Source organism: Maritimibacter dapengensis, assembly GCF_019218265.1.
GTDB lineage: Bacteria > Pseudomonadota > Alphaproteobacteria > Rhodobacterales > Rhodobacteraceae > Maritimibacter > Maritimibacter dapengensis.
Map to the genome: position 1 here is coordinate 1,021,499 of NZ_JAHUZE010000002.1, position 14,953 is coordinate 1,036,451.

Genomic DNA, 14,953 nt, shown 5'->3' on the forward strand with positions numbered 1-14,953 from the left:
GGAGCGGCATGAGCGACCCTCTCGATATCGACGCGATCGGGCTGTTGTGCCCCTGGCCTGTGCTGAAGGCGCAAAAGGCGCTGCGCGGCATGGTCCCCGGCGCACGCCTGCGGCTTGCGGCGACCGATGCGGTGGCGGTGATCGACGTGCCGCATTTCTGCGACGAGCATGGGCATCGACTGGTCGAGACGTCCGAAGCGGATGGCGTGACCTATTACCTGATCGAAAAAGGCACGGGCTGACCCGAGACGGTTTCTGCCGCACCTTACCATCGGGACGAAAAAGGGCGGCGCATTTCTGCACCGCCCTGATCCAGGTCCATGTTCTGTCCCGCTCTAGCGCGACCACCATCCGCGCCGTTTGGGCTTTGGTGCTTCGTCGGCATTGGCGCCTTCGGCTTCGGCCAGTTCGGGCGACTTGTCGGCCACCGGCTCTGCCGGCGTTTCGGCAACCGGCTCAGGGGTCGGCTCGGGTGCCGATTCAGGCGCGGGTTCCTGGGCCGTTTCCGCAGGCGCGGCTTCGACGGGCGCGTCTTCGGTCTTTTTCTTCGTGGTCCGTTTCCGCGTCGTCTTCCTGGGTTTTTCCTCTGCTTCCGCAGCCTCGGGGGACTCTTCGGCAGGTGCGTCGTCGGTCGCCTTCTTGCGCGAACGGGTGCTCTTCTTCTTCGGCGGTGCCTTGGCGTCGGCGTCGGGCGCGGCGTCCTCCGCGGTTACGGCGTCGGATGCCTCGGCAGGCGCCTCGTCGGATGCCTTCTTGCGCGAGCGGGTGCTTGTCTTCTTCGGCTTCTCCGCAGGCTTTTCTTCGGCGGCGGCCGGTTCTGCCTCAACCGCTACGGGCGATTCCTCAGGCGTCTCCGACGTCGTATCGGCACCTTCGGTGTCCTGGGTATCGTCGGACTCGCCCGTCTCGCCGTTTTCGCCCTCGGTCTTCTTGCGACCGCGGCCGCGGCCTCCACGACGACGACGACGGCGCTTTTTCTTGGGCTGACCGTCCTCGTCGTTCTCGGCGTCCGCCTCGGGCGTGCCCGGTGCGGCGGGTGCTTCGTCCTCGTCTGCCTCGACCTCGTCGTCGATGTCTTCCATCAACGATGCGCTGACCGACACCACGGCGGTGTCACGCTCGGGAACGACCCGCGTGGCGGTCTTGAATTTCTCGATCTCGTAATCGGGTGAGATCAGGAACGGATCGGCCTCGAGCCGGATCGACAGGCCATAGCGGGCTTCGATCAGCGCGATATGTTCGCGCTTCTGGTTCATCAGGTAGTTGATGATCGCGACCGGAGCCTTGACCAGCACTTCCTTGGAGCGTCCGCGCGTCCCCTCTTCTTCAAGCTGGCGCAGGATGGTCAGCGCAAGGTTGTCGTCCGAACGGATCAGGCCCGTGCCGTGGCAATGGGCGCAAGGCTGCGTCGTCGCCTCGATCATGCCGGGGCGAAGCCGCTGGCGGCTCATCTCCATCAGGCCGAAACCGGAGATGCGGCCCACCTGGATGCGGGCGCGATCGGTCTTGAGCTTGTCCTTGATGCGTTTCTCGACAGCGGCGTTGTTCTTGCGCTCTTCCATGTCGATGAAGTCGATCACGATGAGCCCTGCGAGGTCGCGCAGGCGAAGCTGGCGCGCCACCTCTTCGGCGGCCTCGAGGTTGGTCTTGAGCGCCGTATCCTCGATCGAGCCTTCTTTCGTGGCCCGGCCCGAGTTCACGTCGATCGCGACGAGCGCCTCGGTGACGCCGATGACGATGTAACCGCCCGACTTGAGCTGCACGGTCGGGTTGAACATAGACGACAGGTAGCTTTCCACCTGATAACGGGCGAAGAGCGGCAGGCCGTCGTGGTAATGTTTCACGTTCTTGGCGTGGGACGGCATGATCATCTTCATGAAGTCCTTGGCTTCGCGGTAGCCCGCGTCACCCTCGACATGCACTTCGTCGATGTCGCGATTGTAAAGGTCGCGGATCGAGCGTTTGATGAGGTCGCCTTCCTCGTAGATCTTCGCGGGCGCCGTGGATTGCAGGGTCAACTCGCGGATCTGCTCCCACATGCGTTGCAGGTATTCATAGTCGCGCTTGATCTCGGACTTGGTGCGCTTGGCTCCGGCGGTCCGCACGATCAGCCCGGCCCCTTTCGGCACCTCCATCTCGCCCGCGATTTCCTTGAGCTTCTTGCGGTCGGTCGCGTTGGTGATCTTGCGGCTGATCCCGCCACCGCGTGCGGTGTTGGGCATGAGCACGCAATAGCGACCCGCAAGCGAGAGATAGGTGGTCAGCGCCGCACCCTTGTTGCCGCGCTCTTCCTTCACGACCTGCACGAGCAGGACCTGACGGACCTTGATGACTTCCTGAATCTTGTATTTGCGCGGACGCGGTTTGCGTGGCGGACGGATGTCCTCGTGGTCGTCGTCATCGGCGACCGATTCGATGTTCTCATCCTTGGAAGCGGCATCTTGCGGTGCGGCTTCCTCGGTCTCGTCATCCTGGGATTTCGAGCGCGAGGACCGGCGTGAACGCGAGCGGGACCGGCTTTTGGGTTTGTCCTCGGTCTCTTCGGCAGTTTCGTCGTCCGAGACGGCGTCTTCGCCAGAGGCATCCGCATCGGTCACATCGTCCGACGGTTCTTCAACCGGGGTTTCCTCGACCGTTTCCATCGGGCTCTGCGCCTCGTCAGCGTCGCCGCCCTCGTCAAGGTCGATCACGTCCATGCCGGACGGCTCGACATCCTTTGTCGCGACTTCGTCGTCGGACTTCACGTCCTCGGCCTTCGATGACGCCCGGCGGCGCGAGCGCGAGGGTTTGTCTTCGTCGTCTTTCGCAGCCATCGCCTCGGCATAAGCGCGTTCTTCTTCGAGCAGCGCCTCGCGGTCGGCGACCGGGATCTGGTAGTAATCCGGGTGGATTTCCGAGAAGGCCAGGAAACCGTGGCGGTTTCCACCGTAATCCACGAAGGCGGCCTGGAGCGACGGCTCCACGCGCGTGACCTTGGCGAGATAGATATTTCCGGCTAGTTGGCGTTTGTTTTCGGATTCAAAGTCAAATTCTTCGACCTTGTTGCCGTCCACCACGACGACGCGGGTTTCTTCCGCGTGCGTGGCGTCGATGAGCATTTTCTTTGCCATTTTGTCTCTTTGCACCACAACGGGTATCGGCCCCTCCCGGAGGAGCGGCCAAACGGTTGAGGTGACTTGTCAGGGCGAACAGCGGCGCGGCGAACACAGGCGCAAGGGCGGGCAGATCGCCCGTCCGTCTTGCTATCAGTGTCGTCTCGCGCCTCATCGCGTTTCTTCTCCGGTCACGGTTGTCGTCCGCGACCAATTCGGGTCCGGCGGAACGTATCGTTTCCGGACAGATGTCGTGTGCGGTCTGCCCGCACAATGCGGCCTTTCGGCCAACTCGGTCCGTCCCGGCTCATTCGCGTCCTTCGCGCGGTGCATGGTGCCGGTCGGTCGAAACTTTCGGGCACTCCGCAGGGAGTGCCTCACCCTCTTCATATGGTTTGAGGCGGGGTCAGGGCAATGGCGAAAATGCTCCGGGGGTGCGGAAATCGCGTAATCCCTCACTTACATGCGAAGCGGCGGTCCTGCGTCCCGGCCTTGTTTTCAAAGCGAGCGAAGGTGCGCGTGACGGCCAGACCTGAGGTCAATACAGACCGCCGGACGAAAGCGACCCGAAATTCGCCTTGCCGGGAATGACCACGGTTTCGCCCGTCGAGGTCTGCACCTGAACGTTGCTGCCATCTTCGCCACGACCGAAGAGCGGCAGGTTGGACCCCATCGCGAAACCGCCGTCGAAGACGATGCCGAAGATCGGTTCTTCGCCGTCGCGGAAGTATTCCGCCACCACATGCGGGCCCGATGCACTGTCGGGCAAGCGCGCGCCGGAATAGCGGTCGATCTTCACGAAATGGCCACCCGGTGGCAGTTTGAACTTGCCGCCGCCGTATTTCTTCACCGCTTCGGTCATGAAGCGCTGGAACACCGGGCCGCAGGTGGAGCCGCCATAGGCGCGGCCCAGGCTGCGCGGGCGGTCGTAGCCGATGTAGCAACCCGCGACGATGTTCGACGTGAAGCCGATGAACCAGACGTCTTTGGAATCGTTGGTCGTGCCGGTCTTGCCCGCCGTCGGCACGGGAAGGCTCACGAGCCCTGCCGCCGTGCCGCGCTGAATGACCCCCTGCATCATCGAAGTAAGCTGGTAGGCGGTGACCGCGTCCATCACGCGTTCGCGGTTGGAGGTGATGCTCGGCGCTTCACCGGCCGGAAGCCGCGCGGCTTTGCAATCCTCGCAATCGCGCTGGTCATGGCGGTAGATCGTGCGCCCCCAGCGGTCCTGCACCCGGTCGACCAGCGTCGGTTCCAGCCGCTCGCCGCCATTGGCGAACATGGCATAGGCCGACACCATCTTGAACAGCGTCGTCTCGTAAGAGCCGAGCGAGTTGGCGAGGTAGGGCGGCAGATCGTCATAGACGCCGAAGCGTTCGGCATAGCGCGCGACCGTATCCATCCCGACTTCCTGCGCGATGCGGACGGTCATGAGGTTCCGCGACCGTTCGATCCCGGTGCGCAGGGGCGTCGGACCGTAGAATTGGTTGGAGGCGTTCTGCGGACGCCAGATCCCTGCCCCGGTCTCGACCTCGATCGGCGCGTCGATGATGATCGAGGCGGGCGAGAAACCGGAAGACAGCGCGGAGGCGTAGACGAACGGCTTGAACGTCGAACCCGGCTGACGGGTTGCCTGCGTGGCGCGGTTGAAGGTCGAATTCTCATATGAGAAGCCGCCCTGCATCGCGATCACGCGGCCGGTGTTCACGTCCATCGCCATGAAGCCGCCCTGCACTTCCGGGATCTGACGCAGCGACCAGCGCATGAAATCGCCCTCGCCCTCGTCGCCGGTGGTCATCGCGCGCACATGGACGATATCGCCGCGTTCGAAATTGTCGCGGAACGAACCGCTGATCCACTTGATGTCCTCACGGGGCACGACATGGGGCGACGGTTCGGGGTTGCCCTCGATCCGAAGGCTCATCTGCGCATCGCCGATCTCGTCGACAACCGCGACATGCCACTTGTTCTCGAGCCAGATGTCGCGTGCCACACGCACCTCGGACAGCGCCTCTTCCCAGGTGCCGTCGTCGATTGTCGCGGGGTCGATGGACTTGCCCGTGCCGCGCCAGGTCGAGCGCGCCCGGTCGTAATCTTCGAGCGCCTTGCGCAACGAACGCGCGGCCAGTTCCTGCATCTCGGGGTCGACCGTCGCGCGGATCGTCAGACCGCCACCGAAGAATTCTTCCTCGCCGAACCGGCCCGAAAGCTGGCGGCGGATTTCATCGGTGAAATAGTCACGGCGGGGCATCGCCGCGCGGAAGCTTTCGAAATCGTCGCCCTGGACCGAGCGGATCGGGTTTTCCCGTTCCGCAAGATAGGTCGCCTCGTCGACGTATCCGTTCTCGTACATCTCCTTGAGGATGAAGTTCCGCCGATTGAGCAGGCGGTCGTAGTTGCGGACCGGATGGTAGTCGGACGGCGCTTTCGGCATCGCGGCCAGGGTCGCGGCCTCATGCGGGGCGAGTTCATCGAGCGTCTTGTTGAAATAGGTCTGCGACGCCGCCGTGACGCCGTAGGAGTTCTGACCGAGGAAGATCTCGTTGAGATAGAGCGCGAGGATATCTTCCTTCTCGAGCGACTTCTCGAGCCGCGATGCGAGGATCAACTCCTTGATCTTGCGCTCCGCCGACCGGTCGGACGACAGCAGGAAGTTCTTCATGACCTGCTGGGTGATCGTCGACGCCCCGCGCAAACGCCCGCCCCGGGCCGCCTCGACCGCGGCGGCGACCATGCCGCGCGGGTCGTAGCCCTTGTGAGAATAGAAGTTCTTGTCTTCTGCCGAGATGAACGCGTGCTTCACCAGATCGGGGATCTGCGCGGCGGGGGTGTAGAGCCGACGCTCCTTGGCGAACTCGTCCATGAGCTGGCCTTCGCCGTTGTAGATACGCGAAATCGTGGCGGGCTGGTAATTCTCCAATTGCTCGGTCGAGGGCAGACCGCGGCTGTACATCCAGAAGATCGCACCCAGCGTCAACGCGCCTGCGAAGGCGGCGAGGGTGAGCCAGGTGAAAATGGCTCCGAACAGCCCGAGGATGAATCTGATCACGGTAAATGCCCCTTTCGTGCGTTGTTCGTATAATCTGTCCGGCCCTTGGGGTCAAAACCATCGGCCCCGATCACGGTGAATTCACCGTGATGCGCAGATTCCCGCCATCGCGTGAAATTCGTGGACGAATCTTCTGGACGGGGCGTGGATCAATGCCTAGCTAGATTGCATGCGGCCGGACGATATTATTCCCACATATGAACGTGTTGCGCGCGGCTTTGCCCGTTCGCGCGACCGGACCCTGTTCGAGCGCCCCTGGCTCGACCGTGCGCTCAACTATGCGCCGGGGCGCAAGGTGCTCGACCTTGGATGCGGACCGGGCAAGCCGATCGCGTCCTACCTGGCCGACCGGCGCTGCGATGTCACCGGCGTCGATGCAGCGGGGTCGATGCTGGTTCTGTTTCGCGAAAACCTGCCGCGCGAACGGGCGGTTCATGCCGATATGCGTGGTCTGGAACTTGGCGAGACCTTCGACCTGATCCTTGCCTGGAACAGCATGTTCCACCTGTCGGCGGACGATCAGCGCGGCATGTTCGGTACCTTCGCCGCCCATGCGAACCCGCGCACAGTCCTGATGTTCACCTCCGGCCCGAATGCCGGGGAAGCGACCGGCACCGTGGACGGCGCAACCGTCTATCATGCCTCGCTCGACCCGGAGGAATACCGCGGCCTGATGGCCGAAAGCGGCTTCAACGAAATCGCTTTCGTGCCCGAGGACCCGCAATGTCAGGGTCATTCGGTCTGGCTGGCCCAGTATCGCGGCGCTACTGTCTGAGACGTTCGGCCGCCGCGGCATCCGCTTCAGCCCAGCTCAGGATCGCGTCGCGCATCCCCTCGGCCGCCGATCTGCGCCAGTCAGGGTCCACCAGCTTTTCCCGGTCGCGCTTCGACGACAGAAACCCCAGTTCGACCAGCACCGAGGGAATGTCCGGCGCTTTCAGAACCGAGAAACCCGCCTCCATGCGCGGCGTCTTGTAGGTCGAGCCGGTCGCCACGAAAATGCCCTGCACCAGCGCATCGGCCAACGCATCCGACCGTGGGTCGGTCTCGGTCCGCGCCATATCCATCAGCACCAGCGCGACCTCGTCTCCGGTTTCGCTCAGGTCCACGCCTGCAAGCAGATCGCTCCGGTCATGGCGTTCGGCCAGCTTCTGCGAGGCGATATCGGTGGCATCCTCGGAGAGGGTATAGACCGTGGCCCCGTTCGCCCGCCCTTGCGCCAGCGCATCGGCATGGAGCGAGATGAACAGGTCGGCCCCGGCGGCGCGGGCGATAGAAACGCGTTCCTCCAGTGGCACGAACACGTCCTCGTCGCGGGTCAGAACGACATCTACACCATCGCTGCGCAGGAGCACGTCTTTCAATTCCCGCGCGAAGGTGAGCATCAGGTCCGCCTCGCGCACTCCCTCCTTCTCGGCGCCGGGGTCCAGGCCTCCGTGACCCGGATCGAGCACGACGACGAGCGGTCCCGTTCCGCGCGGATCACGCTGCAACGCGATGGGCGCGGCTTTGAACAGGGCCGAAGCGGGCGCGCCGGCCTTGGCGGCGAAATGCTCCGGATCGGTGGGGATCAGGCGGATGTCGACACGCGCCGCCTCGCCCTCACGCCGCATCGCGGCCGTATCGACAGCGAGCGGTTCGGACAGCGTCAGCACCATTCGGGACCAGCCGGGGCGGAAAAGGCCCGTCTGCATGGTGACGATCGAGCCAATGGTCGAGACGAGTGCCTCGCCATCGGTTTCGCCCCAATCCAACTCGGAAAAGTCGACCACGAGCCGCGGGGGATCGGCAAGGGTGAACACCCGCCACGGCACCGCCTGGGTCATCGGGATGCCGATTTCGACCGAAGCTTCCGTCGATGTCACCGAGACGCCGTCGCCCGAAAGCCGCGCAAGCCCGGTCAGTTGCTGCGCCAGCCCCGGCGCGCTCATCATCATGAAAAGAAAAACACCCAGCCTTAGCATCGCCTGCCCATTCTCGTTTTTGCAGAATCTACAGCGAATCCCGACCTGACCCCAAGCACCTTCTTCGGTCAGGCTCGCAAAGCGGCACGGGGCGTCAGCCGCGCGCCTCCATGTATGCGCGCAATCGCGTAAGCCCCTCTTCGATGTCTGCCGTCGAGCGCGCGTAGGAGAACCTCAGCGTCGTCGCCCCTCGTTCGGGATCGAAATCCATGCCCGGCGTCACGGCGACCCCGGCCTTTTCGAGGATGTCGGCGGCAAGCGCGCGGCTGTCCTCGGTGAGGTGGCTCACATCGGCGTAGACATAGAACGCCCCATCCGGCGGCGCGATCCTGTCGAAGCCCGCCTTGGGCAGCCCGTCGAGCATCAGCGCCCGGTTGGCGGCATACACTGCGCGGTTTTCCTCCAACTCATCGACCGCTTCGAGCGCGCCGAGGGCGGCGACCTGGCTCGCATGGGGTGGGCAGATGAACATGTTCTGGGCGATCCGTTCAACGGTGCGCACGTGGTCCTCGGGCACGACCATCCACCCGACGCGCCAGCCGGTCATCGAGAAATACTTGGAGAACGAATTGATGACATGCACGTCGTCGGAGATTTCCAGCGCCGAGACAGCGCGGTCTTCGTAATGCAGGCCGTGATAAATCTCGTCGGAAATGAACGAGATGTCCCGCTTCGCCGCAGCCTCGATCAGTGCGGCGAGATGCGCGCGGTCCAGCATGGTCCCGGACGGGTTGTTCGGCGAGGCCACCATGAGTCCGGCAAGATCGTCCGGCAGGTCGGCCGGCACCGGCAGATACCGGTTCGCAGCGCTGGCGGGGAAGCCAACGGGGGTGAGGCCGAGAGCCTTCAATATCTGGCGGTAGGACGGGTATCCGGGGTCCGATAGCCCCACCCTGTCGCCCGAATCGAAAAGCGTCGTGAACGACAGGAGAAACGCGCCCGATGACCCGGCTGTCACGACCACGCGCGCCGGGTCGAGGTCGACCCCGTACCAGCGAGCATAGAGCGCGGCGATGCCCCGGCGCAGGTCCGGCAGACCGAGCGCGACTGTGTACCCCAGCGCATCTGCGTCGAGCGCGCGGGCGACGCGGTCGCGGGCCGCTTTGGGCGCGGGGGTCGAGGGCTGGCCCACTTCCATGTGGATGATGTGACGCCCCGCCTCCTCTGCTGCGCGGGCCGCTTCCATCACGTCCATGACGATGAACGGATCGACCTCGCTGCGAGTTGATTTGCGCATTGCGCCCTCCGAAGCTAACCAGCCCGTGCGTGGCCTGTCGGCGGCGAAAGGTCAAGATGCGCGGCCCCTTGCCGCGCCGCCTTGTGCCTCGCCCCATCCCCGACTAGCGTCGCCCGCGACACTGGAATGGAGAGGCCATGAGACGTCTTGCACCCGCCGCCCTCGCCCTCGGGCTTGCCGCAACCCCCGCCGCCGCGTTCGACATCGGTGCGATGAGCGAAGACGAGCGGTCGATGTTCCGCGACGAGATTCGCGCCTACCTGCTCGAAAACCCCGAAGTGCTGATGGAAGCGATCGACGTGCTCGAACGCCGACAGGCCGCCGAAGCCGTTGCGAATGACAAGGCGCTTGTCTCGACCAACATGGAAAGCCTCGTCGACGACGGATATTCCCATGTCGGCGGGAACCCGGACGGTGACGTGACCCTGATCGAATTCGTGGATTACCGTTGCGGCTACTGCCGCAAGGCGTTTCCCGAACTCAAACAGCTGATCGAAGCGGACGGCGACATCCGCGTGATCTACAAGGAATTCCCGATCCTTGGGGAAGACAGCATCACCTCGTCGCGTTTCGCCATCGCGACCCAACTTGCCGCGGGAGAAGACGCCTATGCGGAGGTCCATGATGCGCTAATGACCCTGCGGGCGAACCCGACCGAGGAAGTGTTGGCACGCATGGCCGACGATCTGGGCCTCGACGGGGCCGAGATCGTTGCGAAGATGGACGATCCTGAAGTGGAGCGCCGCATTCAAGAGAACCACGCACTCGCCAACCGATTGCAGATCTCCGGCACGCCGACCTTCGTGCTGGGCGACCAGATGCTGCGCGGCTACGTGCCGCTGGCCTCGATGCAGGAGATTGTCGCCGAGGTGCGCGCGAGCGAGGGATGATCCGCTTCGCGCAATACCTCAGGACGACATCATAAACCACTGGCGATAAACGAAAACGGGAGCCGATCGGCTCCCGTTTTTTTGTGCGTGATGCGCCGGACTTATTCGGCGGCTTCTTCCGCAGCAGCCTTTTCGGCTTCGATCTCGTCCGCTTTCTTTTCAACGAGCTCGACGATGTGGTCGATCATGTCGTCGTTGCTGATGCGGTGGTCCTGCTTGCCGGCCATGTAGATCATGCCGTGCCCGGCCCCGCCGCCGGTGAACCCGACATCAGTCATCAGCGCCTCGCCCGGCCCGTTCACCACGCAGCCGATGATCGACAGCGAGATCGAGGTGTGGACATGGGCCAAACGGTGTTCCAGCGCCTCGACGGTCTTGATGACGTCGAAGCCCTGCCGCGCACAGGACGGGCAGGAAATGATGTTCACGCCACGGTGGCGCAGGTTCAGGCTCTTGAGAATTTCATAGCCCACCTTTACCTCTTCCACCGGATCGGCAGACAGGGACACGCGGATCGTGTCGCCGATCCCGGCCCAGAGCAGATTGCCAAGACCGATGGAGGATTTGATCGTCCCGGAGGTCAGCCCGCCCGCCTCGGTGATCCCAAGGTGAAGCGGCGCGTCGGTGGCATCGGCCAGCGCGTAATAAGCCGCCGCCGACAGGAACACGTCCGAGGCCTTCACGCTGATCTTGAATTCGTGGAAATCGTTGTCTTCGAGGATGCGGATATGTTCCAGACCGCTTTCGACCATCGCCTCGGGGCACGGCTCGCCGTATTTTTCCAGGAGGTGCTTTTCAAGCGACCCGGCATTCACGCCGATCCGCATGGAACAGCCGTTGTCACGCGCCGCTGCGATGACTTCGCGCACGCGTTCGGGCTTGCCGATGTTCCCCGGATTGATCCGCAGGCAGGCGGCGCCGTTCTCGGCCGCTTCGATCCCACGCTTGTAGTGGAAATGGATGTCCGCGACGATCGGGACCGTGACTTCGCGCGTGATTTCCTTCAGCGCGGCGGACGAGGCCTCGTCCGGCACGGACACACGGACGATGTCGGCCCCCGCATCGGCGGCGGCCTGCACCTGTTCGATGGTCGCTTTCACGTCGGTGGTGAGCGTGTTGGTCATGGTCTGGACCGCGATCGGGGCGTCGCCGCCCACGGGCACGTTGCCGACCATGATCTGACGGGACTTGCGGCGTTCGATATTGCGCCACGGGCGGATCGGATTATGCGACATGGGGCCTCGCTGACATTGCTCGCGCCACAGATAACGCGCGTGTCCGGGTCAAACAAGCGCCCGAAACGTAACAGTTTCGGGACGGAGGCCGATTGCCGGAGTTATTGGCTGGCGTCCGCCACCGCAACGAAATTCGCGAGGTCGGCGTCCGCGTCGAGATCGGCGACCGCGAAACTTTCCGAGATCGCCTCGGGTGCGAGTGCGACATTGGAAACGACCGAAGCGCCCTCGCCCGCCGGGCCGAAGGCTTCGCCGTTGACCGCGAAGTAGATCGAGCCCGCGTTGCCCGTGCGAAGGACTGGCGGCAGTTCGGACTTGGGCAGAACGTATCGCTCGCCCGCGTCGAGGATTTTTTCGAAGAGCACGGATCCATCTGCCGCCTGCACGCGCACCCAGGACGGGCGCACGGCAAAAATCGCAACTTCGGGCGCATCGGGTCCGAACACGGTGACGGCACTCGCGTCCGCGACCAGCGCGGGCTGGCTGTCGTCGCTCACCCCGTCGCCGATGGCGGGCGTCTGGAGACCGGGCGTGGTGCGCGCGACCTGCGGGCCGCGTCCTTCGGCGGCGAGCACGCCTACTTCGCGGGGATCGAGGGTCGAGATCGGTCCGTCGCGCGCGATCAGCACCGGCACGTCCAGCGCTTCGGGGCGGTAAAGGCGATCGAGCGCCTCGGTGGATGGCGGAGTGTTTATGCCGGCCACCTGCGCAGGCGCGTCGGATTGTTCGACCGGGCTTCCGATCGGGGCGTCCAGCTCGGGAAGATCTTCGAGCACGCCGACGCTTTGTTCGACGGGCGCGAAATCGACTTTCTGGATTTCCTGCAGAAGCGAGAAGCCCCCGAACCCGAGAATCCCGACGATGCCGACGAGCACGGCGACCGAGCCGACCGCGCCGGGTTCGATCCCGTCGAAGATCGAGCCCGCGCGCGGCACGAAGGACGCGTTCGGGTTGGCAAGCGGATCCGTGTCGGCGCTCGTCTCGGGTTTTTCGGCCTTCTTGACGACCGACGCCGAGGGCGAGAGGCCATGGGCGGTTTCGAAGCCGCTTTCGCGACAGAAATTCTGGAACGCGAGGTCCGGGTCCATGCCGAGATAGCGGGCATAGGACCGGACATATCCGGCGATGAAACCGGGGGTTTCGAACGCGGTCACGTCTGCGTTTTCGATGGCGGCGATGTAGGTGGCTTTGATCTTCAGTTCGCGCTGCACGTCCAGGAGCGACTTGCCCAGCGTGGCCCGTTCGCCGCGCATCACATCGCCCAATCGCAGTTCGTAAGAGTCGAAGCCCGAAGATTGATCTTCGCCTTTGACCTGAGGCGTGATCCAGCGCCTGATCATACAGCCTGCCCCTAGTCTTGTGCCGTTCCCGGCGTTATCCCCAACATCCGGCCCTGAGTTCGAATCGACCCGATGCCGTCCTATGAGCGATTATCTAGCACGGCACAACGATTCTTGCACGGGGTAAGGACTTAGGCAGAGAGCTCGGCGCGATTCAGCGCACAATGCGACCAGAGCGAGTCGAGCGCCCGAACCAGCGCATCCATTTCCTTCGGCCCATGCACCGGCGACGGCGTGAAACGCAGGCGTTCGGTGCCGCGTGGCACGGTCGGGAAATTGATCGGCTGGACGTAGATCCCGTATCCATCGAGCAGCATGTCGGAGAGCTGCTTGGTGTGCACCGGGTCACCCACGATCACCGGCACGATATGCGATCCGTGGTCGATGATCGGCAGGCCCATCGCCTTGAGACGGGTCTTGAGGATCTTCGCCTGAACCTGATGCCGGTCGCGCAGCGATTGTTCCGTCTTGAGCTGGCGGACCGAAGCCGCCGCGCCCGCCGCGATCGCCGGGGCGAGCGACGTGGTGAAGATGAAGCCCGGCGCATAGGAGCGAATCGCGTCCACCATTTTGGCGCTCGAAGCGATGTAACCGCCCATGACGCCATAGGCCTTGGCGAGCGTGCCGTTGATGATGTCGATCCGGCCCATCAGACCGTCCCGTTCGGCGACGCCGGCCCCGCGCGGGCCATACATGCCGACGGCATGGACTTCGTCGATATAGGTGAGCGCATTGAATTCGTCGGCGAGGTCGCAGATCTCCTTGATCGGGCCGAAATCACCGTCCATCGAATAGATCGATTCGAAGGCGATCAGTTTCGGCGTGTCGGGATCGTCGGCGGCGAGGAGTTCGCGCAGGTGTTCGACGTCGTTGTGACGGAAAATGCGCTTGGCGCCCCCGTTGCGGCGCACGCCCTCGATCATCGAAGCGTGGTTCAACTCATCGGAATAGATGATGAGGCCGGGAAACAGCTTGGGGAGCGTCGAAAGAGTCGCGTCATTGGCGATGTAGGCGGATGTGAACAGAAGCGCCGCTTCCTTGTGGTGAAGGTCGGCGAGTTCTGCTTCGAGTTCCTTGTGATAGACCGTCGTGCCGGAGATGTTGCGCGTCCCGCCCGAGCCCGCGCCGGTGGCGTCGATGGCTTCGTGCATCGCTTCGAGAACGACCGGATGCTGGCCCATGCCGAGGTAATCGTTGCCGCACCAGATGGTCACGGGCTGTTCGGACCCGTCCTCTTTGCGCCATGTCGCGTGGGGGAAGTTGCCCTTCTCACGCTCAATGTCGATGAAAATGCGGTAGCGACCTTCGTCATGCAAACGCCCCAGCGCCGCATCAAGTTTGCTCTCGTAGTTCACGCGTTTCCCTCCCAGGGATCGATTCTCCTGTTCGCGGTGGCACCATACATAACAGGACACCACAAACATATGCAAAATCCGTGATACAGGATGTCGCAGGCAGTGCGTTGACTTATATCAATAGGAAAGACGTAAATTTCATCTTACCCGGCGTCAGCGATCACTGGTCCGCGATTGCAACCACGCAATCGGACCGTTTGCAGCTTTCCACGGCCATGCGCGCGCTTGCACCCGGCCCCTTCGCGATGCCCCAGGAATTCGTCGAGGGCGAAAACGCGAGATATTTCGGCAGCGTCCCCTCGTCCCACTGGTTCACGACTTTTGCTGTTGCCGCCTGGCTGAGCATCAGGTCGCGGTTGGAATAGCCTTTCGGCAACAACAGCGCAGCCACGGCGCAGGTTGATCCGTTTGCCGACTGGCAGGCGTTGATCGCCGCCTGCTGCGCCGCGCCGGGCGAATTGAGCTGCGAGATGATCGTCGGCGGTTCTTCCCCGTTACCGTTGGTGGGAAAGGCGACCGCGCCGTAATAGCCATATCCGGCTTCCAGAAACTTGAGCATCTGGCCCCGGCTCTTCATCTGGTCGAGCGTCAGCCGCACCGCGCGTTTCATGCCATTGCCGAAAGCATCGAGCCCCATCGGATGCAGGATCATGTCCTTGGCGGAAAACAGCTGCTTGCGTGCGGCGTCGCTGTTCATCGGATCCGCCGCCACCGGCAGGGCCGTCAGGATCGCAAGGGCCAGGCCCGTCATCGCTTTGCGCATGTAGATTTGTCCTTTTCCGCTTGGCATT

At 63.6% G+C, this 14,953-nt stretch carries 11 protein-coding genes; 3 read left to right on the top strand and 8 right to left on the bottom strand.

What is annotated here, in order from left to right; translation table 11 throughout:
- The first annotated feature begins 8 nt into the window (after positions 1-8).
- Complete coding sequence (locus KJP28_RS11405; protein ID WP_218392659.1) at positions 9-242, top strand: sulfurtransferase TusA family protein; 234 nt, start codon at positions 9-11, stop codon at positions 240-242.
- A 93-nt stretch (positions 243-335) separates the two neighbouring features.
- On the opposite strand, the gene KJP28_RS11410 is transcribed toward KJP28_RS11405, so the two are convergent.
- Both KJP28_RS11410 and KJP28_RS11415 read right to left on the bottom strand, forming a co-directional pair.
- On the bottom strand, positions 336-3,110 hold the full coding sequence (locus KJP28_RS11410) for an Rne/Rng family ribonuclease (RefSeq protein ID WP_218392660.1): 2,775 nt from the start codon (positions 3,108-3,110) through the stop codon (positions 336-338).
- 520 nt (positions 3,111-3,630) lie between these two features.
- Entirely contained in the window at positions 3,631-6,141 is a 2,511-nt protein-coding gene (locus tag KJP28_RS11415) for a penicillin-binding protein 1A (RefSeq protein ID WP_218392661.1), read from the bottom strand.
- Positions 6,142-6,310: 169 nt separating this feature from the next.
- Between KJP28_RS11415 and KJP28_RS11420 the strand changes: the two genes are divergently transcribed.
- Entirely contained in the window at positions 6,311-6,916 is a 606-nt protein-coding gene (locus tag KJP28_RS11420) for a class I SAM-dependent methyltransferase (protein WP_218392662.1), read from the top strand.
- Here KJP28_RS11420 and KJP28_RS11425 read toward each other — a convergent pair.
- Together KJP28_RS11425 and KJP28_RS11430 are read right to left on the bottom strand one after the other, a co-directional pair.
- The gene (locus KJP28_RS11425) at positions 6,906-8,078 is read right to left on the bottom strand and encodes an N-acetylmuramoyl-L-alanine amidase (protein ID WP_255552311.1); all 1,173 of its coding nucleotides are present in this window, start codon (positions 8,076-8,078) and stop codon (positions 6,906-6,908) included. The genes KJP28_RS11420 and KJP28_RS11425 overlap by 11 nt on opposite strands.
- Before the next feature lie 121 nt (positions 8,079-8,199).
- Positions 8,200-9,342, bottom strand: a complete 1,143-nt coding sequence (locus KJP28_RS11430) for a pyridoxal phosphate-dependent aminotransferase (RefSeq protein ID WP_218392664.1) — start codon at positions 9,340-9,342, stop codon at positions 8,200-8,202.
- Between the two features lie 137 nt (positions 9,343-9,479).
- Between KJP28_RS11430 and KJP28_RS11435 the strand changes: the two genes are divergently transcribed.
- Complete coding sequence (locus tag KJP28_RS11435) at positions 9,480-10,232, top strand: DsbA family protein (RefSeq protein ID WP_218392665.1); 753 nt, start codon at positions 9,480-9,482, stop codon at positions 10,230-10,232.
- A 101-nt stretch (positions 10,233-10,333) separates the two neighbouring features.
- Here KJP28_RS11435 and ispG read toward each other — a convergent pair whose 3' ends face one another.
- The 4 genes from ispG to KJP28_RS11455 all read right to left on the bottom strand — a co-directional run bounded on the left by ispG (position 10,334) and on the right by KJP28_RS11455 (position 14,925).
- Positions 10,334-11,467 (bottom strand): flavodoxin-dependent (E)-4-hydroxy-3-methylbut-2-enyl-diphosphate synthase, encoded by a 1,134-nt coding sequence (gene ispG, locus KJP28_RS11440; protein WP_218392666.1) that lies wholly within the window; start codon positions 11,465-11,467, stop codon positions 10,334-10,336.
- Between the two features lie 101 nt (positions 11,468-11,568).
- Positions 11,569-12,807, bottom strand: coding sequence for a helix-turn-helix domain-containing protein (locus KJP28_RS11445; protein WP_218392667.1), 1,239 nt, complete (start codon positions 12,805-12,807; stop codon positions 11,569-11,571).
- Positions 12,808-12,938: 131 nt separating this feature from the next.
- Entirely contained in the window at positions 12,939-14,162 is a 1,224-nt protein-coding gene (gene hemA / locus KJP28_RS11450; protein ID WP_218392668.1) for a 5-aminolevulinate synthase, read from the bottom strand.
- A 160-nt stretch (positions 14,163-14,322) separates the two neighbouring features.
- Positions 14,323-14,925, bottom strand: coding sequence for a hypothetical protein (locus tag KJP28_RS11455; RefSeq protein WP_218392669.1), 603 nt, complete (start codon positions 14,923-14,925; stop codon positions 14,323-14,325).
- Between the last annotated feature and the right edge of the window lie 28 nt (positions 14,926-14,953).

Coding starts and splice junctions, on each gene's coding strand:
- KJP28_RS11435 (WP_218392665.1), top strand. CDS start 9,480: ATGAGACGTCTTGCACCCGCCGCCCTCGCCCTCGGGCTTGCCGCAACC.
- KJP28_RS11405 (WP_218392659.1), top strand. CDS start 9: ATGAGCGACCCTCTCGATATCGACGCGATCGGGCTGTTGTGCCCCTGG.
- KJP28_RS11430 (WP_218392664.1), bottom strand. CDS start 9,342: ATGCGCAAATCAACTCGCAGCGAGGTCGATCCGTTCATCGTCATGGAC.
- KJP28_RS11445 (WP_218392667.1), bottom strand. CDS start 12,807: ATGATCAGGCGCTGGATCACGCCTCAGGTCAAAGGCGAAGATCAATCT.
- KJP28_RS11420 (WP_218392662.1), top strand. CDS start 6,311: ATGCGGCCGGACGATATTATTCCCACATATGAACGTGTTGCGCGCGGC.
- KJP28_RS11455 (WP_218392669.1), bottom strand. CDS start 14,925: ATGCGCAAAGCGATGACGGGCCTGGCCCTTGCGATCCTGACGGCCCTG.
- KJP28_RS11425 (WP_255552311.1), bottom strand. CDS start 8,078: ATGATGATGAGCGCGCCGGGGCTGGCGCAGCAACTGACCGGGCTTGCG.
- ispG (WP_218392666.1), bottom strand. CDS start 11,467: ATGTCGCATAATCCGATCCGCCCGTGGCGCAATATCGAACGCCGCAAG.
- KJP28_RS11410 (WP_218392660.1), bottom strand. CDS start 3,110: ATGGCAAAGAAAATGCTCATCGACGCCACGCACGCGGAAGAAACCCGC.